Source organism: Microbacterium sp. LBN7, assembly GCF_045690345.1.
GTDB lineage: Bacteria > Actinomycetota > Actinomycetes > Actinomycetales > Microbacteriaceae > Microbacterium.
Window position 1 is genome coordinate 2,676,855 of sequence record NZ_CP147856.1, and the last position, 24,013, is coordinate 2,700,867.

Genomic DNA, 24,013 nt, shown 5'->3' on the forward strand with positions numbered 1-24,013 from the left:
CGACCTGCAACTGTGAAACGAACCTGCAAAGCGTCTCGAACGACCGCGCCTCAGGCGATGTAGATCTTCCGCAGCGTCTCGCTGACGGTCCAGATCGTGCGCTGGCCGTCGGCGAGACGTACCACCGAGCCCGGACCGACCTCGAGGTCGGGCAGGTCGGGGTCGTCGAACGCGATGGTCGCGCGACCCGCGATGACGACGAAGACCTCGTCGACCTCGGTGTCGGATGCCGTGCCCGGGGTCATCTCCCAGACGCCGATCTCGGTGTCACCGAGTGTGGCGAGGGCGGCGCTCGCCGCGGTCGGAGACCCCTCCTGCACTTCTTCGACCGGAAGAGGGGTGTGGACGAGGAGCAGCGCGGCAGCATCCACGCCGGCTCCGGGACGCAGTTCGCTCACGAGTCGAACCCCATGCCGACGGCATCCAGCGTCTTGAGGAACAGGTTGCGCTTGCCCCCGTTGTGGTCGGCCTGGTTCATCGCGGCGCGCACGAGGTTCACGCCGATCGAGGCGGCGGGCTCGGGCGGGAACGGGATCGGCTTCTCGCGCACCATCCGCAGATCCGTGCGCTCCGTCACCTCGCCCGACAGCTTGTCGAGCATGACGTCGGCGGCGAAGCGCGCCGCCCCGACGCCGAGCCCGGTGAACCCGGTCGCATAGGCCACGCGGCCCTTTCGTGCCGTGCCGAAGAAAGCGCAGAAGCGGCTCGACGAGTCGATGGCCCCGGCCCAGCGGTGGGTGAACCTCAGGCCCTCGAGCTGCGGGAACGTCGTGAAGAAGTGCGAGGCGAGCTTGCGGTGGCTCTCCATGCGGTCCTCGTACTCGGGGCGCACCTTGCCGCCGTAGTGGTAGATCGCGTCGTACCCGCCGAAGAGGATGCGGTTGTCGGCGGTGAGTCGGTAGTAGTGGAACTGGTTGGCGCTGTCGGCCAGGCCCTGGCGGTTCGACCAGCCGATCGACGCCAGCTGCTCCGTCGAGAGCGGCTCGGTCATCAGCACGTAGTCGTACACCGGCACGGTCATCAGCCGGTTGCGCTTGAGGAGCGAGGGGAAGACGTTCGTGCCGAGAGCCACGGCATCCGCCGTCACCCGTCCGTTCGCCGTCACGAGCGTGATCGGCCCAGAGCCGTCGCCCTCGACGCGCTTCACCAGGCTGTGCTCGTAGATCTCGACGCCGAGGTCGGCCGCGACGCGCGCCAGCTCCATGCCGAGCTTCGCCGGGTGCACCATCGCGCAGGCCTCGCGCTCCCAGGCGCCGCCGAGGAACGTGGGGGAGTGCACCTCGGCCTGCACGGCCTCCTGGTCGAGGAATCCGGGCTCGTCGCGGTACCACTCGACCTGGTGCGGCTCGACGGCGACGGCCAGCTGCCCCGTGCGCTCGAAGTCGACGTCCATGTCGTAGCGGGCCACCGTCTGCTCGATGCCGTCGAGGTTCTCGAGTCCCATCTCCTCGAGGCGGTCGATCTCCTCGGGCCAGCGGGTCAGGCCGTTCTCATGACCGTGGGTGAGGCTCGCCTCGCAGAATCCGCCGTTGCGACCGGATGCCGCCCACGCGATGCGCGACGCCTCGAGCAGCACGACGCGTCGCTCGGGATCGCGCTCCTTGGCGCGCACGGCCGTCCACAGCCCGGCATAGCCGCCACCCACGATCGCGAGGTCGGCCGTGACGTGCCCGGTGAGGGTCGGGTGCGCGGTGCGCGTCACGTCATCGAGCCAGAACACCCCGAACGCGGTGTCGCGCAGGGACCCGGCGACTGCGACGGGGGCGGGCAGGCGGCGTTCGAAGACGGTGGTTCCCATGATCACTCCTGGTCGTGCGGATTCGGGCGCGGATGCGGTGGGGTGCGCGTCAGCGCGTGCCCCAGTTGTAAAGGTCCTTGTAGAGGCCGGCGTAGAGCAGGCTCTCGGTGTGCGCGACGCCCGGGATCGTGCGGATGCGGGTCGCGATGAGGTCGATGAGGTGCTCGTCGTCCTCACACACGGCCTCGACGAGGATGTCGAAGGTGCCGAGGGTGACCACGACGTAGGCCAGCTCGCGGATCTTCGTCAGCTCTTCCGCGATCTCTCGAGGATCGCCGGAGACGCGGATGCCGATCATCGACATGCGGTGGAAGCCCAGCTGCATGGGGTCGGTGACGGCGACGATCTGGATGATGCCCGCCTCGGTCATGCGCTGCACGCGCTGGCGGGCGGCTGCTTCGCTGAGTCCCACCTCGCGCCCGATCTCGGCATAGGGCCGCCGGCCGTCCTCCTGCAGGAGCTCGACGATCCGCTTCGAGATGTCGTCGAGTGCCAGCTGCTTGGTCTTCGTGCTCATGGGTCGATATTGTCAGGCTCGAATGTGGATAGCAACTGATTCAGTTGTTTCAAGGTGATCAGACCTTTTGATTTCGTGGCAGAGCCACTACGCTGGCGCCATGCTCCGTGATCTCCTGAAGAACTCCGCCCCGCTGCAGAACTTCATCGGCGGCCGCTACGTGCCCGCGAACGGTGCCGGACGGATGCCGCTGCTCGACCCGGCGACCGAGGCGACCTACGGCGAGATCCCGGTGTCGGATGCCGGTGACGTGGATGCGGCCTACGCCGCGGCATCCGCTGCCTTCCCGCTGTGGCGCGACACGACTCCCGCCGACCGGCAGCTCGCCCTGTTCCGCATCGCCGACGAGATGCAGGAGCGGGCCGAGGAGTTCGCCGACCTGGAGTCGCAGGACACGGGCAAGCCCCGCGCGAGCCTCGTCGCCGACGAGATCCTGCAGTCGATCGACCAGCTCCGCTTCTTCGCCGGCGCCGCACGCAGTCTCGAGGGGCGCGCAGCGGGGGAGTACCTCGCCGGGCACACCTCGTTCGTGCGCAGGGAGCCGGTCGGCGTGATCGGTCAGGTGACGCCGTGGAACTACCCGCTGAACATGGCGGTGTGGAAGATCGCGCCCGCGCTCGCCGCCGGCAACACGGTCGTGCTCAAGCCCGCCGAGTCGACCCCGCTCACGACGCTGCTGCTGGCAGAGATCGTCGCGCTGCACACACCCGCCGGCGTGCTCAACGTCGTGCTGGGCGACCGCGACACGGGCGTGGCACTGGTGGAGCATCCGACTCCGCAGATGGTCGCGATCACGGGGTCGGTGCGCGCGGGCATGGCGGTGGCACGATCGGCCGCGAGCGACGTCAAGCGCGTCCACCTCGAGCTCGGCGGCAAGGCTCCCGCGATCGTGTTCCCGGACGCGTCGATCGAGAAGGCCGCGGCCGGGATCGTCAACGCCGCCTTCTTCAACGCCGGTCAGGACTGCACGGCGGCCACCAGGGTGCTCGTGCACTCGTCGATCCATGACGAGCTCGTGGCGGCGCTCGTCGAGCGGACCCGGACGGATGCGCGGACGGGCGGGCCGCGCGAAGAGGGCGTGCTGTACGGACCGTTGAGCAGCGCCGCGCAGCTCGCGCAGGTGTCGGGGTTCGTCGAGCGGCTTCCCGCGCACGCGACGATCGAGACCGGAGGCCGTCGTCAGGGCGATCACGGGTACTTCTTCGAGGCGACGATCGTGTCGGGGCTGCGGCAGGACGACGAGGCCGTGCAGGGCGAGATCTTCGGTCCCGTGCTCACGGTGCAGGCCTTCGAATCGGAGGAGGAGGCGCTGGAGATGGCGAACGACGTGCCTTACGCGCTGGCCTCCTCGGTGTGGACGACCGATCACGCGCGGGCGATGCGGTTCTCGCGCGACCTCGACTTCGGCTGCGTGTGGATCAACACCCACATCCCGTTCGTGTCGGACATGCCGCACGGCGGATTCAAGCACTCCGGGTACGGCAAGGATCTCTCGCAGTACGGTTTCGACGACTACACGCGCATCAAGCACGTGATGACGGCGCTGGACTGATGCCCTGCGCGGGGCCGGCTGAACGCTGGTCCCCGCGCGGGTGTCCGGGTCAGGTCACGTTCTCCGTGAGCCAGGGCAGGGGGTCGACGGGGGTGGCGTTGAGGTGCACCTCGAAGTGCAGGCACGAGCCGAACACGTATCCGGTCGATCCGACGTCGCCGATGTACTGCCCTGCCTCGACGCAGTCGCCGACCTCGACCGCGCGACTCCCGTACGTCATGTGCGAGTAGACGGTGCTCACGGCCTTCCCGTCGACGATGCTCTCGATCTGGATCGTCACGCCGTAGCCCTCGAAGCTCTCGGTCGACCGGGAGACGCAGCCCTTCATGGCCGCATTGATCGGCGTGCCGAGCGGAGCGGCGAAGTCCTGGCCGAGATGGGACCGCCCGGGTCGTGAGGCGCCGAAGCCATCGGTGAACGAGTACGTCCCATCGGCCATCGGCATCACGATGCGGTCGGCGAGCGGGATCTCCATCGCACTGCTGAGCGGCATGCCGGCGGCGACCGCGGCAGCGACGGCACGGGAGCGCGTCTCCTTGATCTCCTCGGGCGTCGTCGCGGCGAAAGCCCCGCGCGGAGCGATCTCCGCGCGGATCTCGTCCGTCGCCGTGTAGGACTGGGAGTCGGCGTCTGCGGTGGTGGAGACGGCGGCTGCGGCGCTGGCCGCGGCGGTCTGATCGCTCAGCGGGTTGAGCCCGGGAAATGCTGCTCCGGTCATCATCACGCCGATGGCGAGCGTGGCGCCGAGCGCCTTGACCTTCGCCCAGTGGCGCTTCGTCCGGCGGGACTGCACCCGGGAGATCGGTGCGACCGGCCGCGTCGTCTTCGAGGTCGGCCGAGGGGCGATCGTCGGGGGCAGCTGGGGTGACAGCGGCACCGACATCGGTGCATCGGGTGCAGACGCAGGCTCGTTCGCTCGGCGGGGGCTCTGTGCACTCGCGGATGCGGTGCGCCGAAGATCACGGCGCAACAGCGGGCGCTGCGGGTGGGAGATGTCGGTGGCTGGTTCCGAGGCACCCTGAGCGGGCTCGGTTGGCAGGGAGTTCGTGACGGGTCCTTCCGGAGGCGGATGTACTCGGCGGTCGATCCCCCGGATGCCACCGTTACCGATTCGTAATTTATGCGCTGTGTCGCGCTGGGTCAAATCGAGCGCGAGCTGGGGCGCCGTGCGGCGAGCGGGCGTCAGCCGACGAGTACCTTGACCCGCCGGTGCTCCTTCAGCGTGAGATTCGGCCGCTCGTCCACCTTCGTGGCACCGTCGAGCTCCCATCCGTGGCGCTCATAGAAGGCGTCGGCGCGGTCGTTGCCGTCGAGCACCCACAGGTAGGCGCGGGTGTGGCCGGCATTCGTGATCCGCTCCGCTGCGCTCGTGAGGAGCGCGTGGCCGACTCCGGTCGACCACGCATCGGGGTCTGCGTAGATGCCGTAGATCTCGCCGTCGGCCGCTCCGTCTTCGTCGCGCCCCGAGCCGAACGACGCCCAGCCGAGGATCCGGTCGTCGCGGACGGCGACCAGGATGCCGAGGCCCGTGGGCAGCGGTTCGGCGATGAACCTCCGCCAGTTGGCGGCGCGATCCGGGATCGAGAGGGAGTCCAGGACCTCCTGATCCATGAGCCCGCGGTATGCGGCCTGCCAGGATCGCACGTGGATCCGGGCGACCTCGTCGGCGTCGTCGGCACGGCCGTCGCGGACTTCGAGGGGTGGTGTCATCGGGCCAGCCTAGTGAGGCCGCGGGAGTGTGGGCGAGCCGTCTTGGTGGGTGCTCTGTGGAGGAGGACTGGCTGTCGCGAGAGTATTGGAATATTCGCCTGAACTGGGATATTTGGGGTCTTGAATGTCGGTGGCCCTCGGTTGAATGGGGGTATGAACAGCACCGCGGAGATCTTCGATCGGGTCGTGCCCGACGTCCGCGGAGTGCTGCGTGCGGATGCCGTTCGGGTGCTGTCGGATGCCGAGAAGATGGAGCTGCTTCGCGTGGCGGGTGACGTGCGGCGGGTTGTCGAAGCGCTGGTCGTGGAGACCATCGCATCGACCGATGTCGATTTCGCCCGGTCGTTCGGGTGCGCGTCGATGAATGAGCTTCTGCAGCGGGCCCTGCGCACGGACGCGGCAGGGGCCGGGCGGGTGGTGCGGGCGGCGAAGGCCGTGCACCGCGAGACCGAGTTCACGTCGGGGGCGCCGCTTCCGGCGCTGTGGCCGCAGATGCGGGAAGCACTGCTCGACGGGGTCGTCGGGGTCGCGGGACTGTTGGCGGCCACGGTGCCGGTGGAGCAGGCGGGGCGGCGCATCGGTCCCGAAGACCGGTTGCGGGCGGATGCCGAACTCGCGGCGTTCGCACGCGGGTTCGCTGCGGATACGGATGCGGATGCGGATGCCGATGCCGATGCGGATGCGGACGATGCGGATGCGGCGCCGCCGGCGACGCCGGAGGATCTGCGGCTTCTCGCGAAGGTGATCGTGACCTACCTCGACCCCGACGGCGCCGAACCCGCGGAGGACATCGCCCAGCGCGGGCGCGGTGTGCTCCTCGGCCGGGCGAAGAACGGCCTCATCCCGCTCCGTGGCGACCTCCTCCCCGAAGTGGCCGGGCAGCTGCAACGCATCTGGGACGCCTACCTCAACCCCAAGGTCGACGGCCCACCCCTTCCGGGTGTGAGCTTCCGGCCCACCGAAGACCTCGACGCCGACACGATCTGCGCCGACACGATCGAAACTCCAGAGGACCCGCACGCCGAGGGCGACACTCTGCCCGGTGGCGACTCCACCGGGATGGTCGACACCCGCACCCGGGCGCAGAAGCAGCACGATGCTCTCGCCGCCGCGCTCGGGATCGCTGCCCGCCACGAAGAGATGCCCCGCCTCGGAGGTGCCGCTCCGACCGTCGTCGTGTCGGTCACCGCCCGGGACTATGCGACCGGCCGCGGATGGGCGCACATCGACGGGACAGACACCCCCACGAGCATGGCCGCCGCCCGGCACGCGGCGTGTGGAGGGAACATCCAACGGGTGCTGTTCGATCCCGAAGGGCGCATCATCGGCATCGGGACCACGGAACGGATCTTCACCGTCCATCAACGCCGCGCGATCACCCTCCGCGACAAGGAATGCCTCATACCGGGATGCCACGTTCCGGCATCCTGGTGCGAGATCCATCACGTCACCGAACACGCCAGGGGCGGACCCACACACACCGACAACGGCGTCACCCTCTGCTGGCACCACCACCGCACCCTCGACACGAGTGGGTGGGAGATCCGCGTGCAGAACGGCATCCCGCAGGTGCGGGGCCCGGCGTGGTGGGACCTCGAACGGCGCTGGCGTATGCCCAGTCACCTGCTCCAGGGCATCCACGGGCGCGCCGGCTGACCGACTGTGCGTCACCTGTCGAGCAGGGTGATCCACGGATGTCTGGGATGCGCGGTGGTCAACGCCGATCGAAGCCAGTGAATCGCGTCTGGACGGAGGTAGCGAATCCCGTCGCGCTCCCAGAGGATCTCGTCCGATGGCAGATTCACCCGCGCATCGCGCTTGTACGTCCAGAATCCCTCGGAGGTGTCCATGAGCATCACGTCGTACTCCCAGGGATCCGCTCCGCTCTTTCGCAGCCACAGATTGCTGCAGGGGTCGGGGATTGCGGCATCGACCTCGGTCAGTGGAGTGAGAGAGCCACGGAGACGCACCAGCTCGTCATGATCCACGATTCCACCGTAGATCCCGAGCCTCGAATCTCCCATCGACGGGTGCAACCCGATGTGGCATAGTGGGCGGGACGCCGACCCAGGGATGACATGTCGAGACCACTCGCGGGACCGCAGAGCCTGCTTCGCACACTCAACGGCCGCGCGATCCTCGAGGCACTGGCGCGCAGCGGCCCGCAGACCCGCGCCGAGCTGATGGCCACCACCGGACTCTCCCGCACGGCCGTGACCCAGGTGCTCCGCATGCTCGACGGAGCCGGCGCCGTCGCCGCTGCCGGCGTCGACCGCGACACCCGCGGACCCGCGGCCGGCCGCGTCGGACTGCACCCGCGCCTCGGCTTCGCCGCCGCCGTGCACGTCGACCATCATGCCGCCCACGTCGTCCTCGTCGACGCGACCGGAGCCGTGCGAGCCGAGCAGCATGCCGCCTTCCTCAGCGGCGACCGCGTCGGGCGCATCGTCGAGCTCATCGAGCGATGCCGCAGCGCCCTCAAGGGGCCCGTGCATCTCGCGGTCGTCGGGGTCCCGGGTATCGTCACCCCCGAAGGAGGGATCCGCGACGACCTCGGACCCGACGGCGGAGCCTTCCGCAGCGCCCTCTCCGAGACGCTCGGCTGCCCGGTCCGCGTCGAGAACGACGTGAACCTCGCGGCTCTCGCAGAGCTCACCGCCGGGTCGGGCGGCGAACTCGCCAGCTTCGCGCTGCTCCACCTCGACGACGGCCTCGGCGCAGGCATGGTGCTCGACGGAGTTCTGCACCGCGGATTCTCCGGGGTCGCCGGAGAGGTCGCGTACCTCCCGCAGACCCCGCTGCCCATCGGCGCACCGATCGTCAACGACGCCGTCGTCGGAGATCTCGCGCTGGGCCTCGGGCTCGACGTCGACGCCACGCTCCTCCAGCACCTCGAAGCCGCAGCCCGCGGTGACGAGGTCGCGCAGAAGCTCGTCGCCGAGATCGGCCGGCGTATCGTGCTCGTCGCCGGCACCGTCGGACTCGTCCTCGACCCCGAGGCCTTCATCCTCGGCGGCGATGCGGTGCATCCGATGCTCGTCGACGCCGTCGCACGCACCGCCGCCGAGTACGCGGCCCAGCTGCCGCTGCGCTTCCTCGTCTCCTCGTTCGGCCCGGAGGCGCCGCTGGTCGGCGCCGTCGGCGAGGCGGCATCTGCTCTTCGGGTCGCGCTGTTCACCCGCATCCTCACACCGTCCGCCAAGATCAGCCGCTGACCGTCCCGACAGGATCCGCCGATGACCGCTCCGTCCGACCTCGCCGATCGACTCGGACTCGCCCCGGGCGCGCGCGCGATCATCCTCAACGCCGACGACTTCGGTATGTGCCATGCCGCCAACACCGCGATCGTCGACCTGCTCACCACCGCAAGGATCGACTCGACGACGCTGATGGTGCCGTGCGCGTGGTCGCCGGAGGCGCTGGCCTTCGCGGCATCTCGCACCGACCTCGACATCGGCGTGCACCTCGTGCTGACCAGCGAATGGAGCCGCTACCGCTGGCGCCCGCTCACCGGCACTGCGACGACCCTCGTCGACGCCGACGGCTTCTTCCCCGCCGACGTCGCCGCCGTGGAGCAGGAGGCCACCGACGAGGAGGTCGCCGCCGAGCTCGCGGCACAGCTCCAGGCCGCCCTCGACGCGGGCGTCGACGTGACCCACCTCGACAACCACATGGGCTCGGTCTACGGGCTCCTCACCGGACGCGACTTCCTCCGACCGGTCTTCGCGCTCGCGGCCCGGCACGGCCTTCCCTTCCGCCTGCCGCGCAGCATGGACGGCGTCGGAGCGGATGCCGCGCTGCAGAAGAAGCTCGACGAGGCGGCAGCCGCGGCCGATGCGGCAGGAGTCGAGATCATCGATCGGCTGTGGAGCCATCCGTTCGGACTCCTCGGTGAGGGCACGAGCGAGGAGGAGACCTACGAGCAGGTGCGCGACGGCTTCGTCGCCCTGCTGCGCGCGGTGCCGGCCGGGCTCACCGAGATCTACCTGCACCCGATGATCGACGACGACGAGCTGCGTGCCGCGGTCGACTACGGGGCCGCGAAACGCGGCTACGAGCACAGGCTCCTCAGCGACCCGGTGGTCCTGCAGGCGATCGAGGACGAAGCGCTCGTCCGGGTGGGCTGGCGAGACCTGCGAGACCTGCAGCGGAGCCGCATCCGATGACGTCACTGGGCGGACGACTGCGTGAACGGCGGTTGGATGCCGCGCCGACGCGGGCGCAGTCGATCGCGTTCGGGGCCTCCGGGTTCCCCACCCAGCTCATGGCGCAGACCTTCTCGGCCTTCGTCGTCTACTTCTACGTCTCGCAGCTCGCCGTGCCCGCCGGGTGGGTGGCGGTGTCGATGATCGCCCACGGCGTCCTCAACGCAGTGCTGAATCCGGTCGTCGGCGCGCTCTCCGACCGGCTGCGCACCCCGTGGGGTCGCCGCGTCCCCTGGATCGGCCTCGGCATCGTGCCGCTCGTCGTCGCGTTCGCCCTGGTGTGGATGCCGCCCGACCTGCCCGTCGCGGGCCTCATCGTCTGGTTCCTCGTCGTCGTCGCGGTCTACGACATCGCGTTCGTGGTGGTCGTCCTCAACATCTCGGCCCTGTTCCCCGAGATCTTCCGCACCACGGAGGAACGGGCCAGGGGCAATGTCCCGCGGCAGATCTTCGCGATCCTCGGCATGGTGCTGGGAACCGCCGGCGCACCCGCCCTCTACGGTGCGATCGGCTGGCCGGGTATGGCCATGGTGCTGGGCGGCGTCTGCCTCGTGCTGCTCGTCTGGTCCTTCCTCGGCGGCATGATCGAGCGTCGCGCACCCGAGCCGGGCGGCGCGACGGCCGCCGCGGAGATGCGCTGGCGCGAACAGTTGAGCTACACGTTCCGCAATCGCGCGTTCGTCCCCTATGTGCTCGGCTCCCTCTTCGTGCAGACCGCGGTCGCCGTGATCCTCGCCGCGATCCCGTTCTACGTGCGCTACTCGCTCGGTGCGGACGAGGGGGAAGGGAGCATCCTGCTCGGCGCGATCTTCGTGACCGCGATCCCCTCGATCCTGCTGTGGAGTGCGGTCGTGCGCCGCACGAGTCCCCGGACGGCTCTGCTGTGGAGCGTGGCGGTCTTCGGTGTCGCGGTGCTCGGCTACCTCGCTCCGTCGAACGTGCTCGGCGCGGCGCTCGTCGGCGTGGCCGTCGGCATCGGCGTGGGCGGGCTGCTGCAGCTGCTCGAGGTGATGCTCGCGCAGATCATCGACGCGGATGCCGTGCGCACCGGTCACCGGCGCGAGGGCGCCTACTTCGGGGTGAACGGCTTCGTGGTGCGCGGCTCCGTGGTGCTGCAGGCGGTGGTCGCGGCGTGGGTGCTGACGGCATCGGGTTTCGACGCCGCCCTCGAGGATGCCCAGCCGGAGTCCGTCGACGGCGGCATCCGCCTGATGCTCGCGGTGGTCCCGCTCGGGTTCACCGCCCTCGCGTGGCTCTGCTTCTGGCTCTACCCCATCCGCACCCGCGACGTCTGAGACAGCCGGGGTGTCTCGTCACTTCGGGTCGCCGCGCTCGCTCGACGATCGGCCTAAGAACCGGAGAGGCGCCGAGCTTCCCAACCCGTCCGCACCATCTCGTCCACCGAGTACCGCATCTTCCAGTCGAGGTCGCGCGCCGCGAGCTCTCCGGTGGCGACGATGCGGTCGGGGTCGCCGGGGCGACGCGGGCCGATCTCGGGGGTGAAGTCGATGCCCGTGACGCGGGCGACGGCATCCATGATCTGCTTCACGCTGAGGCCGTCGCCGGAGCCGAGGTTGTAGGCGGCCTCGATCGGCTGTCCGCCCGAGAGGCGCTTCGCCGCCTCGACGTGCGCGGCGGCGATGTCGCCGACGTGCACGTAGTCGCGCACATTGGTGCCGTCTTCGGTGGCGTAGTCGTCGCCGAAGATCTTCGGCGTCTTCCCGGCGATCAGCGCTTCGAAGACGATCGGGAAGAGGTTGTGCGGGCTGACGTCGTAGACCGTCGGGTCGGCGGATCCGACCACGTTGAAGTAGCGCAGCGAGGTGTGGCGCAGCGGGTGCGCGGAGTCGGCCGTCGCGACGGCCTGGTCGCGCAGCAGCCATTCGCCGATGAGCTTGGACTCGCCGTAGGGGCTGGCCGGCTTCTTCGCGGTGTCCTCTTCGACGAGGGCGACATCGGGCGTGCCGAACACGGCCGCCGACGAGGAGAACACGATGTTCGCGACGCCCGCGGCCTCCATGGCCTCGAGGATCACGCGCGTGCCTTCGACGTTCTGCGCGTACGTGTGCAGCGGGCGCTGCACCGAGACGCCGGCGTACTTGAAGCCGGCGACGTGGATCACGCCGTCCGCGTCGTGATCGCGGAGTGCCTTCTCGACGAGCTCGCGATCGAGGATGCTGCCCTGCACGAACGGCACGCCCTCCGGCACGAACGACGGGACTCCGCTGGACAGGTCGTCGAGCACGACGGGGGTCAGTCCGGCATCCGCGAGGGCGCGGACGACGTGGGCTCCGATGTAGCCGGCGCCGCCGGTGACGATCCAGGACATTGCGTTCCTCTCCTGCCGCAGGCTCGTCGCGGCTCGATCACTCATTCTGTCAGGCGTCGCGGTGCGCGCCGGCGGACGGCGTGACCGTGAACAGCACCGGGGCGGTGAAACCGGATGCCGCGAACGCCGCGGTCACGGCTTCCGACACGGACTCCACGGCATCCCGTTCGATCAGCGCGATCGCTGCTCCGCCGAAGCCTCCGCCGGTCATCCGCGCGCCGAGCGCACCCGCGGCCAGTGCCGCGTCGACCGCGGTGTCCAGCTCGGGGACGGAGATCTCGAAGTCGTCGCGCATCGAGACGTGCGAGGCGACGAGCAGGTCGCCGATCGCGCGCGCCCCGACTTCGCGCAGCACGCGCACGGTGTCGAGCACGCGCTGGTTCTCGGTCACGATGTGGCGCACGCGGCGGAAGGTCACGTCGTCCATCAGCTCCGCGGCCCGCGGGAGATCGTCGACGGACACGTCGCGCAGAGCGGGGACGCCCATGATCTCGGCGCCGAGCTCACACGACGCGCGGCGCTCGCCGTATCCACCGGTGGAGTGCGCGTGCTTGACGCGCGTGTCGATCACGAGGATCGCGAGCCCGGCCTCGGCGACACCGAGCGGCACGAGCTGCGCCTCGAGCGAGCGGCAGTCGAGGAAGATCGCGGCGTCCGGCTCACCGAGCATCGACGCCATCTGGTCCATGATCCCGGTCGGGGCGCCGACCGCCTCGTTCTCGGCGCGACGGCCGACGCGAGCGAGGGCGGTGCGGTCGAGCCCGGCGTCCCAGAGGTCGTTCAGGGCGGATGCCGCGGCCCCCTCGATCGCCGCCGAGGACGAGAGCCCGGCACCGACCGGCACGTCGGAGGCGATCGCGATGTCCATCCCGCGGAACGAGCGTTCGGCGCCGTCGGTCGTGAGCGCCTGGCGCAGAGCCCACGCGACGCCGAGCGGGTACGCCGCCCACTCCGGCACGGCGGGTCGGCGATCTGAGCCGGGTCCCTGAGCCGGTCGAAGGGTCGGGAAGATCTCGTCGAGCTCGTCGAGCGCGACCTCGACCGGCTCTGCCGCGAACGTCGACGCGACCCGCACGCGGCCGCGATCGTCGTCACGGAGCCCCACGGCCGCGACCGTGCGGTGCGGGATCGCGAACGGGAGGACGAAGCCGTCGTTGTAGTCGGTGTGCTCGCCGATGAGGTTCACCCGTCCCGGGGCCGACCAGAGCCCGTCGGGCTCGCGGCCGGTCAGCTCGACGAACAGCGTGCGCGCAGCATCCTGCGTCTCGGTCTCGTGGGTCTCGGAGAAGGTCATGCCGACACCTCGCCATCCGTCGACCGGCTCGACGACTCGTCGGTCGCTGCGCGTTCGATCGCCTCGCGGATGCGCGCGGCACCCTGCTCGGGGGTGACCTCGGCGGCCCAGGCCCACATCGCGGCCTCGGACCCGGCGAGGAACTTCAGCTTGTCGGCGGCGCGGCGGGGACTCGTGAGCTGCAGGTGCAGGCGCACGCTTTCGCGCCCGACGTTCACCGGAGCCTGATGCCACGCGGCGATGTACGGCGTCGGGGAGTCATAGAGGGCATCGACACCGCGCAGCAGGCGCAGGTAGAGGGGTGCGAGCTCGTCGCGCTCGGCATCCGTCGTCTCGGCGAAGTCCGGAACGTGACGATGCGGCATCAGGTGGACCTCCAGCGGCCAGCGGGCGGCGAACGGCACGAACGCCGTCCAGTGCTCCCCGCGGAAGACCATGCGCTCGGATGCCTGCTCGAACTCGAGGATGTGCTGGAACAGATCGGGGGCCGTCCGGTCGATCGAGTCGAGCAGGCGCGTGGTGCGCGGCGTCACGTAGGGGTAGGCGTAGATCTGGCCGTGCGGATGCGGGAGCGTGACGCCGATCGCCTCGCCGCGGTTCTCGAACGGGAAGATCTGCTCGATGCCGGGGAGCTTCGAGAGGGCGGCCGTGCGGTCGGCCCAGGCCTCGATCACGGTGCGCGCGCGCGTCACGGTCTGCGTGCCGAACGACCCGGAGTGCTCGGGGCTGAAGCAGACGACCTCGCAGCGGCCGACCGAGGTGCGGGTGCGACCGAGGCCGAGGGCTCCGAGGTCGTCGAGGCCGCGCGCAGGGTTGGTGGCGGCGGGTGCCGTGCCGAGGGCTTCGGCCAGCGCGGGGCCGAAGGCAGGAGAGCGGTTCTCGAACACCGCGACGTCGTAGCGGGACGGCACCTCGGACGGGTTGTCGGGCGTCTGGGGCGCGAGCGGGTCGGCCGAGGCGCTCGGCATCATGACACGGTTCTGCCGGTTCGCGGCCACGGTGATCCAGTCGCCGGTGAGCACGTCGAGGCGCATCGTCGCGGTCTCGGGCCGGGGGTCCAGCGTGCGCGCGTCGACGGCGCGCTCGGCCCCGAGCGTCGTGCCGGGGTCGTCGTAGTAGATGAGGTCGCGACCGTCGGCCAGCGTGGTGGCGCGCTTGACGACGCCGGCGCCGAGGTCTTCCGTGCGCAACTCAGCAAGATTTTCCGTGTTCACGTAAACATGGTACGCACATCGCCGTGATAACGTCAACACGCCTGAGTTGTGAACGGAGGATGCCGGTGACCCACAGCGATGTCGACTCCTTCGCGTCGAAGCCTCGCTCGCGCCGCCCGTCGTCCGGACGCGTCTCGATGGCCATGGTCGCCGCCCGCGCCGGTGTCTCCGGGCAGACCGTCTCGCGCGTGGTCAACGACAGTCCTCGTGTCGACCCGGACACCAGGGCACGTGTCGAGAAGGCCATGGCCGAGCTCGGCTACCGCCCCCATCGCGCCGCGCGAGCCCTGCGCACCGGAAGGTCGCAGACCATCGGGCTCGTGGTCACGACCCTCGCGACGGTCGGCAACTCGCGCATGCTGCAAGCGACGTCCGAGGCGGCGGCGGAACGCGGCTACGCCCTCACGGTCGTGACCGCGGCCGACGGGGTCGGCTCGGCTTTCGAGCGCCTGGCCGAGCAGGAGGTCGACGGCGCGATCGTGCTGAACGAGGCCTCGGCGCAGGTCTCGGCGGACGAGCGCCCCGCGGGACTGCGCCTCGTCGTGGTCGACGCCCCGACCGAGGCGGGATTCGCGACCGTGCACAGCGACCACCACGGCGGAGCGGCGGCCGCGACGGCGCGGCTGCTCGCGCTCGGGCACCAGACCGTGCATCACCTCGCGGGTCCCGCCGACTCCTACGCCGCCGCCGAGCGCGAGCGCGGGTGGCGCGAGACGCTCACGAGTGCGGGCATCTCTGCGCCTGCCGTCGTGCGCGGCGACTGGAGCGCAGACACCGGGTTCTCCGCCGGCGCCGCCCTGGCCGGGGCATCCGCTGTGTTCTGCGCCAACGACCAGATGGCCCTCGGTCTGCTGCGGGCTCTCGCCGAAGCCGGCCGTCGAGTGCCCGAGGACGTCAGTGTGATCGGCTTCGACGACGTGCCGGACGCCGCGAACTACCGACCGCCGCTGACCACGATCCGGCAGGACTTCACCGCTCTCGCCCAGCGCACCGTCGGCGCCCTGGTCGCGGAGATCGAGGGGGAGGGCGCCGAGCGCGAGGATGCCGTCGGCGAGGCGGCATCCGTCATCCCGACACGGCTCGTCGAACGCGCCAGCACCGCTCCGCGCTGAGCCGGCTAGACCTGCCCATACCTGCGGCTCACCCGCGGGAGTTCGCGGCGGCGATCACGACAGCCATCCCGGCGGCCCCGACCACGCTCAGCCCCAGCGAGACGGCGAGGATCAGGCCTCCTCCGGGCAGCCGTGCGCGAAGGCCCTGCGCCCGGAGCGCCTCGGACGTGCGCCGGCCTCGTCGTCGCGAGAGCGTCCACAGGACGGTCGAGAGCAGCACGCCGACCACGCCGACGACGACCCAGCGGGCATCGTCGAACACCGCGGGAAGCAGGCGCAGCGCGACGATCGACGTGATTCCGAACGTCAGGCAGGTGCGCCGCCATGCGAGTTCCGAACGCTCGGGCTGCAGGCCGCGATCGAACGGCGGCGCTGTCATCGCAGAACCATCGACAGGAGCACCAGTGCTCCGGCAACCGCGACCACGGCCGCGAGCAGTGCGCTCAGCGCCGAGCCGGGCAGTGCCGTGTCCTCACGCAGCGCCCGTTCGGTGCGGCACCATCCGATCCAGGCCAGAGCGGGGATGACCGTGCCGGCGACGACGAGCACGAGCGACGCGGCGAGCCGCAGACCCGGGTGGAGGTCGAGGCCGAGCAGCTCGAGCGCCACCCCGCCGGCGATCAGCGCGAGGCCGGTGCGCACCCAGGCGAGGAAGGTGCGCTCGTTCGCGAGGGTGAACCTCGCGTCCGCCTCGTGACCGCGTCGATAGACGGATGCCGGGAACCTGTTCCTCATCCGCTCACCGTGCGGAAGCCCGCGTTCCCCATCGAGGAATCCGGCGTGTTGCGCGAGCGCGCGGAGTTCCGGTACCGGTTGCAGTACGAATCGTGGCACAGGTAGCTCCCTCCGCGCAGGACGCGCTCGGTGCCGTGCGCGGGGCCGGTCGGCGACGACGTCGCGGCATCCGCGTAGGCGCTCGCCGAGTACCAGTCCCGGCACCACTCCCAGACGTTCCCGACCGTCTGGTGCAATCCGTAGCCGTTGGGCGCGAACGCGTCGGCGGGAGCGGTGGTCAGGTGTCCGTCCTCGATCGTGTTCTCGGTGGGGAACCGCCCCTGCCAGATGTTCGCTCGCCAGCCGCCGGCGTCGACGGCCTCGTCGCCCCAGGGGTACCGAGCGCCGTCGATCCCGCCGCGGGCGGCGTACTCCCACTCGGCTTCGCTCGGCAGGCGGCGTCCGCTCCACTCGGCGTAGGCCGCCGCGTCGTTCCAGCTCACGTGCACGACCGGGTGGCGGCCGAGGCCGTCGCCCACGGCATCCGAGAGTCGCCCGCCCGGATGACGCCAGTCGGCACCGCGGACGCCGATCCACCACGGCGCCGTCGCCGCCGGGCCCATGATGTCGCTCGCGCGCGCGGCGACCGCCAGGTGGAAGACCGCGGAGTAGCCGAAGGTCTCGGCTTCCGTGCGGTATCCGGTGTCTGCCGCGAAGCGCGCGAAGTCGTCGTTCGTCACGGCGGTGGCGTCGATCGAGAACCCGTCGAGGGTCACGGGATGCCGTGGCTCCTCGCCGTCGCCGCGGTTGGCGTCTCCGTTCGCGTCGCCCATGAGGAATCGTCCGGCCGGGATGATCGCCTGCGGCACGGCGTGCCGTCCGGTGCCGCCGGCGAGGGGCGGAGCACCGAGACGAGAGGCGGGGGCCGCGGCGCCGATCGTGAGCAGAGTGCTCCGGGACGGAGTTCCGCAGGTGCAGGACGGTCCGCAGCCGGCGTCATCCGCCGAGGTCATCTCGCTCCGTCCTCCGTCCTCCGTCCTCATCGCGCTGTCAGCGTTCGTCGGCGTCCGGCGCCCGCTTCGGCAGAGCGAGGGGCAGGCGGGTCGCGAGAGTCTCGGAGCCGGCGGCCACGATCCGAGAGATCGCGACGATCTCGGCGGGGTCGATGTTCGGCTCGCCGCTGCGGCACGATCGCACGACGGAATCGAGGAGGCCGGTCAGCATGTCCTCGTCCGACTCGATCGTGAAACCGACCTCACCGGACGCCGTCCGAGCTCGCCCGCGAGTCCACGGATCCCACTCCGCCGGACCGCTGAGCGTCGCGCTCCGGCCATCCGGCCAGACCAGGCGCACGCCGGTGCCGCGCGGCTCGACGAGCGCGCACCCCGGCCCGAAGAGCGCCACGGCCAGGTCGACGAGGTGCACGCCGTACCAGGAGAGACCCGGATGGCCGGGTTGCACGACCAGGGGCCCGCGGAGCTCGATCGACTCGATCTCCGCCGCCGGAAGCGCGAGGAACTCGGGGGTGAACCGCTTCGGGGAGCCGCTGAGCACCAGGCATCCGGAGTCTGCGGCGAGCTGCAGCATCTCGCTGGCATCCTGCGCGTCGGCCGCGAACCGGGTGTCGACGTACACGGGCTTGCCGGAGGGGGCGATGCGGGCGAACTGCTCCCGCCGCGTGCGCACGTCGGAGGACACCAGCAGCAGGGCGTCGGATGCTTCGGCCACCGCCTCCGGTGAGTCCAGCAGCGGCACGCCGGCGTCGGAGAGAGCACTCGCGTTCTCGTCGTTGCGGTCCCGACTGGGCGGGAAGTCCGCAGAGGTCGGCGCCTGCCAGGCTGCCGTCACCGTCCCGTCGTGCACGCGTCCGGAGCGGCCGTCGCCGAACAGGCGGGTGAACTGGCGCGCGTGCGAGGAGTCGACGCCGATCAGACCGAATCGGATCGGCTGCGGCCCGGTCATCCCTTGATCCCGCTCGCCGTGATGCTCTCGACGATGTGGCGCTGCAGGAAGATGAAGATCAGGAAGCAGGGCACGAAGCTGATCAGCGCCGCCGCCATGATGTTCGAGGTCGAGACCGTCTCGGTGTTGAGCGTCGCGAGCCCCACCGTGAGCGTCCGCGCCTCGTCGGACTGGCCGACGACGAGCGGCCAGAGCAGGTCGTTCCAGTGCCAGAGGAACACGAAGATCGCGAGGGTCGCGAGCACCGGCTTGATCAGCGGCAGGACGATCGAGACGAAGGTGCGCCACTCGCCGGCTCCGTCGATGCGGGCCGCGTCGAAGAGCTCGTCCGGCATGTCCATCACGAACTGCCGGATCAGGAACACGGCCTGCGCGTTCGCGAGCGTCGGCAGGATCAGGCCCCACAGGGTGTTCACGCCTCCCGCTCCGGCGACGAGGATGAACGTCGGGATCAGCGTCGCCTGCATCGGGACCATGAGGGTCGCGATGATCGACCACAGCAGGGCGTTGCGCCCCGGGAACCGCTTGCGGGCGAGGGCGTACGCGGCCATCGCCGCGGTGAAGAGCACGATGACGACCGAGACGACCGAGTACACGACGGAGTTCCACACCCAGAGCGGGAACTCGCCGACGCGGAAGATCCGGATGATGTTGTCGAAGGTGAGCGCCTCGGGGATCGCATGCGGGATCGTCGGTGCGTCCGCCGGTGACAGCGCGAGGATCACGACCGCGATCAGCGGGGCCACGGTGAAGAGCGAGATCACGATGAGCGCGACCAGGGTCCACGTCTGGCCCGTGCGGCGCCGTCGGCGCGGACGCTTGGTGCCCGGCACGGGCGAGGACGGACGGATGCTGTCCGGGACGGCGGCGGGAGTCATGGCGGTCGAGGTCATGACCGCTCCTTCCTTTCGAAGAATCCCCGCTGGATGAGCGAGAGGACGAGCACGATGACGAACAGCACGATGCCGACCGCCGCCGCGTATCCGAAGTCGAAGAACTTGAAGCCCTGGTCGTACAGGAAGTAGATGAGGCTGTAGCTCGCCCGGGCGGGACCGCCGCCGGTCATCACGTAGATCGTGTCGAACACCTGGAATCCGACGATCGTCTCGATCACGAGGACGAAGAAGAGCACCGGCTTGAGGAGGGGGAGCGTGATGTGCCAGAACGACTTCCACGGTCCCGCTCCGTCGATGGTCGCCGCCTCGTGCACCTCGGCGGGCTGCGCCTTGAGGCCCGCGAGGAAGATGAGCATGGAGTACCCGAAGCCCTTCCAGACGGCGACGAGCGCGAGGCTCGCCAGCACGAGCCACTGGTCGCCGGTGAGGAACGGCACCGGCTCCAGTCCGACCGAGGTGATCACGGTGTTCAGCGGGCCGTCGGAGGCGAAGATCCACTTCCAGACGATCCCGGCGAGCACGAAGGAGCTCAGGTAGGGAACGAAGAGCAGGGCGCGGAACAGCCCGCTCAGTCGCAGCAGCCGGTTCAGCAGCACGGCCCCGGCGAGCGAGACCACGATGATCAGCGGCACGAAGAAGACGACGTAGAGCAGCGTGACCCACAGGCTCTGCCAGAAGTGCGGATCGGCGAACAGCCGCGTGTAGTTGTCGACGCCGAGGAACTCGATGTCGCCGTTGAGCCGGTACCGGGTCAGGCTCATCGCCCCGGCTCCCGCGATCGGGAGGAACTTGAACAGGGCGAAGATCGCGAGGGTGGGCAGGACGAACAGGATGCCGGCCAGCGCCTCGCGGCGGCGAGCGGTGCGGCCCGCAGCGGCACGGGTGCCGGTGGTGCGGCGCGGTGCGGTGGTGACGGACATGGCGTCCTCTCGGGTGGGTGTGCGGGGGCCGCAGCCCCCGCACGGGGCGGTGGGAAGGGTCAGGAGCGGTCGAGGACGGCCTGCGCCTCTTCGGCGGCCTTCTCGAGAGCATCCTTCGCGGAGAGGTCACCGCGCAGAGCCGACTGGATGTACGGGGCGAGCACGGCCATCACCTGGCGGGCGGCCGGGTTGGGCTCGCCGGGGTTCGCGACCTTCAGAGCCGCTTCGTATGCCGCCCTGTCCGCCTCGGGGCCGGCGATCTCGACGTCTGTCCGGGACGGGAAGTTGCCCGCCGCGGCGTTGAGCTCGGTCTGGAAGTCCTTCGAGGTCAGGAAGGCGAGCACGGACGACGCGGCCGCCCTGTTCTCGCTCTTGTTGATCGACGTGAGGGACAGCAGGCCGGGGTTGCCGTACGTGGCCTGCGTCTCGCCCTCCAGAGGCGGGCCCACCACGACGTTCTCCTCGCCGAGGGCCGCACGCATCTGCGCCAGCTCCGACGGCTGCGTGGTGGGGCGGATGCCGACGGTGCCGGCCGCGAGCGGCGAGCCCTCGATGCCGACCGACTGGGTGGCGGCGTCCGCGGGGAGGCCGCCCTCCTTCTGCAGCTCGACGAGGAACTCGAGCGCCTCGACGCCCTCCTTCGAGTCGAAGGCGATCTCGGTCCCGTCGTCGGAGAACACCGTGCCGCCCGCCTGCCAGAGGAACGGGTAGAAGCTGAGGTTCAGCGTCTGCTCCGGCGTGCCCAGGTAGTCCATCACAGCGATGCCGCTGTCGGCGAGGACGGGGGCCGCCTCGCGGATCTCGTCCCAGGTCGTCGGCAGTTCGAGACCCGCCTCATCGAACACCGTCTTGTTGTAGGCGGTCGTGAAGACGTTCTGGAACAGCGGGACGCCGTACAGCTCGTCCTCGAACGTCGCGGCCTCCAACGTGGCAGGGAAGAACGCGTCGCGCTCGTCTTCGATGGCGTCGTCGACGGGGAGCAGGCCACCCACGTTGAGGTAGGTGGCCGCCTGATCGGGGGTGATCAGGACGATGTCCGGACCGGAGTTCGCGGCGAGCGCGGCAGAGATCTGCTCGTCGCGCTTGTCGAAGGTCTGCAGCTCGATGGTGAGGTCGACGTCGGGGAACTCCGTCTCGTAGTCGGCCTCGGCGGTCTCCCAGAAGTCCTTGCTGGCGGCCTCGTCGCGGATCACCGGGTACATCCAGAGGGTGACCTCGCCCTTCAGGGCTGCGTCGTCGCCGCCGGCGTCGGTGTCGGCAGCGGGGGCGGAGCAGGCGGTGAGGGCGAGTGCGGCGACGGCGGTGACGGCCGCCGCTCGGGCGATGCGGTGCTTCATTGCAGTGATCTCTCTCTCGGGTGGGGGTCAGGTGCGAGCGCCGATAGACGCCGCGGAGTGCGTGCGCGCGATCTGCTCGAGGGTGGTCAGGGCGAGGGCATGGCGGGGGGAGGCCGGGCGGGACAGCAGAGGATCCTCGGTGTCGCGCATCCAGGTCCACAGGGCGTCGGCGAACGCGGCGACCCGTTCCCTCCAGGCGGGGTCGTCGATGAGGTTGACGAGCTCGTCGGGGTCGGCGGCGAGATCGTAGAACTCCATGACCGCGCTCGTCCCGATGGTCGGTCCCGTCAGATCGACGGGGATGCTGCGGTGCATCCACGACTGGGTCGGGTCCATCGCGCGCGGCGCGTTGGACAGGTTCAGGATCAGCTTCGCATCGGCGGAGCGGACGGAGCGCTTCGGGTCGAAGTAGGTGTGATAGCTCAGCTGCCCGTAGGTGAAGGGTCGGGCGGGCGCATCCTGCTCGACCAGGCTCACCAGGCTCGTCCCGGCGACGTCGGCGGAGGGGGCGGATGCCGTGAGCTCCAGGAGCGTGGGCACGACGTCGACGTGGCTCACGAGCCCGGTGATGCGCCGCGCCGTCCAGGCGGGTCGGCCGGGCACACGCAGGAAGAGGGCGACGCCCACGCCCGCGTCATAGAGCGTGCACTTCGCCCGGGGGAGGGCCAGGCCGTGGTCGGTCGTGAAGACCACGATCGTGTCGTCCGCGAGGCCGAGACGCTCCAGCTCGGAGAGGATCGCGCCGACGCCCTCGTCCATGTGGCGGACGGCGCCCTGCAGCTCGGCGATCTCCTCCTGGGCGTCGGCGGTGTCGCTCAGGTACGACGGGACGGAGACCCCGTTCGCCGAGTCCGGCTCGACGCGATCGCCGAGGAAGCCCATGATCCCTGCGCGGTCGCGGGCGGAGGGGCTGCGGTGGGGCTCGTGGAATCCCACCTGGAGATAGAACGGCCGGTCGGATGCCGAGGCGCGCTGCAGCGCGTCGATGGCGCGCTCGACGACGACGTCGCGGTCGCCTCCCGTGCGCACCCGGTCGAAGCCGAGTCGTGCGGCGAGCTCCTCGTCGGGGAGCGCACGCGATTCGTGATGCACGCCGATCAGCTCGGTGCGGTAGCCGGTGCGGTTGAGCCGATGCGCGATGTGGGTGGTCGGATCGACGAGGTCCCAGCCGAAGGGCTCATGCGTGAGGCCGAGCACGCCGTGGCGCTGCGGGTACGCGCCGGTGAAGAGCGATGCGCGTGCCGGGCTGCAGTGCGGGGACGTGGCGAACGCCGCATCGAACACCGTCGACTCGGCAGCGAGCGCGTCGAGGTGCGGTGTCGTCACCGTGGTCACGCCGTAGGCCCCGAGGAAGCGGCCGAGGTCGTGGCAGTGCAGGAGCAGGATGCTGCGCGCCATGCTCAGCCCATCCTCTCGAGTGCGTCGGCGGTCACCCGGTGCTGCAGGTCCTCGTCGGCGAGGAAGCGGGCGATCTCGTCGATCACGATCCGTCCTGCACGCGCACGCGACTCCCTGGTCGCTCCGGAGACGTGACCGGTGAGCAGGGCGTTGGGCAGCGAGCGCCAGCGGTCGTCGTCCGGGAGCGGCTCGCTCTCGAACACGTCGAGGGCGGCGTCGAGCCGGCCGGAGGTGACCTCGTCGAACAGCGCGTCCATGTCGACGAGCGACGCGCGCGCCGTGTTGACGAGTGCCGCACCGTCCGGCATCGCCGCGAGCTCACGGCATCCGATCATCCCCGCGGTCTCCGCCGTGGCGGGGGCGTGGATCGCGACGACGTCGCTGGACGACAGGAGCTCGAGGAGGGGTGCCGCCAGCGTGCTGAGCGGATCGTCTTCCCGCAGGTACGGGTCGAAGACCTGGACGTCGGCGCCGAGCGCCGTGCACATCCTGATGTATTCGCGGCCGGTGCGCGACGCGCCGATCACCGCGATGCGGCATCCGCTGATCTCCCTGGCGCGGGTGATGTCACGGGCCGCGGCCCACGGGATGCCGTTGCGCAGGGCATGGTCCATGCGGTGCACACGGCGCAGGAGGGAGAGGGTCAGGGTGAGCGACATCTCGGCCACGGCGGGTGACATCGCGGCGCCCGCCTGCGAGATCGGGATGCCGGAGGCCCAGAACTCGTCGCTCACGATGCCCCGCACCGACGAGGCCGCGTTCACGACGAGCCGCAGCCGCGGCATCCGGGCGAGCATGTCGGCGTCGAGTCGGGGGAAGCCCCAGGCCACGACCGCGATCTCGGCGAGCGAGACGGCATCGGAGCTGCGCGCGTCTTCCGGCTCGACGATGTCGATGCCGGCCGCGTGGATCGAGAGGTCTTCGAGCGCCCCTGCCGGGAAGAACGCCGCACGCTCGGCGCTCCCGACGCTCAGCAGCAGCCTCGACACGCGGCTCTGCGGGTACGGGTCCGCCCGGACATCATCGTTCGACATGCCAGGAAGTCAATCAGCCGT

General features: G+C 70.3%; 24 protein-coding genes. 6 read left to right on the plus strand and 18 right to left on the minus strand.

Going from position 1 to position 24,013, the window contains the following annotated elements:
- Positions 1-50: 50 nt before the first annotated feature.
- From LBN7_RS12855 to LBN7_RS12865, 3 genes are read right to left on the minus strand one after another with little or no spacing between them, the layout of a single operon-like run.
- A complete protein-coding gene (locus tag LBN7_RS12855; RefSeq protein WP_341947496.1) occupies positions 51-398 on the minus strand; it encodes a cupin domain-containing protein in 348 nt (115 codons plus the stop codon).
- Positions 395-1,798, minus strand: a complete 1,404-nt coding sequence (locus LBN7_RS12860; RefSeq protein WP_407359855.1) for an NAD(P)/FAD-dependent oxidoreductase — start codon at positions 1,796-1,798, stop codon at positions 395-397. The genes LBN7_RS12855 and LBN7_RS12860 overlap by 4 nt, the downstream gene beginning before the upstream one ends.
- A gap of 49 nt (positions 1,799-1,847) precedes the next feature.
- Positions 1,848-2,315: an Lrp/AsnC family transcriptional regulator gene (locus tag LBN7_RS12865; protein WP_341947498.1), complete on the minus strand. Its 468-nt coding sequence runs from the start codon at positions 2,313-2,315 to the stop codon at positions 1,848-1,850.
- A 100-nt stretch (positions 2,316-2,415) separates the two neighbouring features.
- On the opposite strand from LBN7_RS12865, the gene LBN7_RS12870 reads away from it, so the two are divergent.
- Positions 2,416-3,867, plus strand: a complete 1,452-nt coding sequence (locus LBN7_RS12870) for a gamma-aminobutyraldehyde dehydrogenase (protein WP_407359856.1) — start codon at positions 2,416-2,418, stop codon at positions 3,865-3,867.
- 49 nt (positions 3,868-3,916) lie between these two features.
- Here the strand turns inward: LBN7_RS12870 and LBN7_RS12875 are convergent, their stop codons facing one another.
- Entirely contained in the window at positions 3,917-4,750 is an 834-nt protein-coding gene (locus LBN7_RS12875; RefSeq protein WP_407359857.1) for a M23 family metallopeptidase, read from the minus strand.
- 299 nt (positions 4,751-5,049) lie between these two features.
- Positions 5,050-5,577: a GNAT family N-acetyltransferase gene (locus LBN7_RS12880; RefSeq protein WP_407359858.1), complete on the minus strand. Its 528-nt coding sequence runs from the start codon at positions 5,575-5,577 to the stop codon at positions 5,050-5,052.
- A gap of 153 nt (positions 5,578-5,730) precedes the next feature.
- Between LBN7_RS12880 and LBN7_RS12885 the strand changes: the two genes are divergently transcribed.
- Positions 5,731-7,233, plus strand: coding sequence for a DUF222 domain-containing protein (locus LBN7_RS12885; RefSeq protein WP_407359859.1), 1,503 nt, complete (start codon positions 5,731-5,733; stop codon positions 7,231-7,233).
- 11 nt (positions 7,234-7,244) lie between these two features.
- Here the strand turns inward: LBN7_RS12885 and LBN7_RS12890 are convergent, their stop codons facing one another.
- Positions 7,245-7,565: a hypothetical protein gene (locus LBN7_RS12890; protein WP_407359860.1), complete on the minus strand. Its 321-nt coding sequence runs from the start codon at positions 7,563-7,565 to the stop codon at positions 7,245-7,247.
- Between the two features lie 90 nt (positions 7,566-7,655).
- On the opposite strand from LBN7_RS12890, the gene LBN7_RS12895 reads away from it, so the two are divergent.
- Genes LBN7_RS12895 through LBN7_RS12905 form a run of 3 tightly spaced genes read left to right on the plus strand, consistent with a single transcriptional unit; the run spans position 7,656 to position 11,077 of the window.
- Positions 7,656-8,792 (plus strand): ROK family protein, encoded by a 1,137-nt coding sequence (locus tag LBN7_RS12895; RefSeq protein WP_407359861.1) that lies wholly within the window; start codon positions 7,656-7,658, stop codon positions 8,790-8,792.
- Between the two features lie 21 nt (positions 8,793-8,813).
- Positions 8,814-9,743 (plus strand): polysaccharide deacetylase family protein, encoded by a 930-nt coding sequence (locus LBN7_RS12900; RefSeq protein ID WP_407359862.1) that lies wholly within the window; start codon positions 8,814-8,816, stop codon positions 9,741-9,743.
- Positions 9,740-11,077, plus strand: a complete 1,338-nt coding sequence (locus tag LBN7_RS12905) for an MFS transporter (RefSeq protein WP_341947505.1) — start codon at positions 9,740-9,742, stop codon at positions 11,075-11,077. Before LBN7_RS12900 ends, LBN7_RS12905 begins: the two co-directional genes overlap by 4 nt.
- 53 nt (positions 11,078-11,130) lie before the next feature.
- Here LBN7_RS12905 and galE read toward each other — a convergent pair whose 3' ends face one another.
- From galE to galT, 3 genes are read right to left on the minus strand one after another with little or no spacing between them, the layout of a single operon-like run.
- Positions 11,131-12,111, minus strand: a complete 981-nt coding sequence (galE, locus tag LBN7_RS12910; protein WP_116633956.1) for a UDP-glucose 4-epimerase GalE — start codon at positions 12,109-12,111, stop codon at positions 11,131-11,133.
- A 49-nt stretch (positions 12,112-12,160) separates the two neighbouring features.
- A complete protein-coding gene (gene galK, locus LBN7_RS12915; RefSeq protein WP_407359863.1) occupies positions 12,161-13,405 on the minus strand; it encodes a galactokinase in 1,245 nt (414 codons plus the stop codon).
- The gene (gene galT, locus LBN7_RS12920; RefSeq protein WP_407359864.1) at positions 13,402-14,619 is read right to left on the minus strand and encodes a galactose-1-phosphate uridylyltransferase; all 1,218 of its coding nucleotides are present in this window, start codon (positions 14,617-14,619) and stop codon (positions 13,402-13,404) included. Before galT ends, galK begins: the two co-directional genes overlap by 4 nt.
- A 137-nt stretch (positions 14,620-14,756) precedes the next feature.
- Between galT and LBN7_RS12925 the strand changes: the two genes are divergently transcribed.
- Complete coding sequence (locus LBN7_RS12925; RefSeq protein WP_407361721.1) at positions 14,757-15,731, plus strand: LacI family DNA-binding transcriptional regulator; 975 nt, start codon at positions 14,757-14,759, stop codon at positions 15,729-15,731.
- 28 nt (positions 15,732-15,759) lie between these two features.
- Here LBN7_RS12925 and LBN7_RS12930 read toward each other — a convergent pair whose 3' ends face one another.
- Genes LBN7_RS12930 through LBN7_RS12970 form a run of 9 tightly spaced genes read right to left on the minus strand, consistent with a single transcriptional unit; the run spans position 15,760 to position 23,992 of the window.
- Complete coding sequence (locus LBN7_RS12930; RefSeq protein WP_407359865.1) at positions 15,760-16,110, minus strand: DUF202 domain-containing protein; 351 nt, start codon at positions 16,108-16,110, stop codon at positions 15,760-15,762.
- Positions 16,107-16,466, minus strand: coding sequence for a YidH family protein (locus LBN7_RS12935; protein ID WP_116633960.1), 360 nt, complete (start codon positions 16,464-16,466; stop codon positions 16,107-16,109). The genes LBN7_RS12930 and LBN7_RS12935 overlap by 4 nt, the downstream gene beginning before the upstream one ends.
- Positions 16,463-17,458: a formylglycine-generating enzyme family protein gene (locus LBN7_RS12940; protein WP_407359866.1), complete on the minus strand. Its 996-nt coding sequence runs from the start codon at positions 17,456-17,458 to the stop codon at positions 16,463-16,465. Before LBN7_RS12940 ends, LBN7_RS12935 begins: the two co-directional genes overlap by 4 nt.
- Positions 17,459-17,495: 37 nt before the next feature.
- Positions 17,496-18,407 (minus strand): gfo/Idh/MocA family oxidoreductase, encoded by a 912-nt coding sequence (locus tag LBN7_RS12945; protein ID WP_341947510.1) that lies wholly within the window; start codon positions 18,405-18,407, stop codon positions 17,496-17,498.
- Positions 18,404-19,300, minus strand: coding sequence for a carbohydrate ABC transporter permease (locus LBN7_RS12950; protein WP_407359867.1), 897 nt, complete (start codon positions 19,298-19,300; stop codon positions 18,404-18,406). The genes LBN7_RS12945 and LBN7_RS12950 overlap by 4 nt, the downstream gene beginning before the upstream one ends.
- Positions 19,297-20,223, minus strand: coding sequence for a carbohydrate ABC transporter permease (locus tag LBN7_RS12955; protein WP_116635435.1), 927 nt, complete (start codon positions 20,221-20,223; stop codon positions 19,297-19,299). The genes LBN7_RS12950 and LBN7_RS12955 overlap by 4 nt, the downstream gene beginning before the upstream one ends.
- A 59-nt stretch (positions 20,224-20,282) precedes the next feature.
- On the minus strand, positions 20,283-21,560 hold the full coding sequence (locus LBN7_RS12960) for an extracellular solute-binding protein (RefSeq protein WP_407359868.1): 1,278 nt from the start codon (positions 21,558-21,560) through the stop codon (positions 20,283-20,285).
- 27 nt (positions 21,561-21,587) lie between these two features.
- Complete coding sequence (locus tag LBN7_RS12965) at positions 21,588-22,958, minus strand: sulfatase (protein ID WP_407359869.1); 1,371 nt, start codon at positions 22,956-22,958, stop codon at positions 21,588-21,590.
- A 2-nt stretch (positions 22,959-22,960) separates the two neighbouring features.
- A complete protein-coding gene (locus tag LBN7_RS12970) occupies positions 22,961-23,992 on the minus strand; it encodes a hydroxyacid dehydrogenase (protein ID WP_407359870.1) in 1,032 nt (343 codons plus the stop codon).
- Positions 23,993-24,013 lie beyond the last annotated feature (21 nt).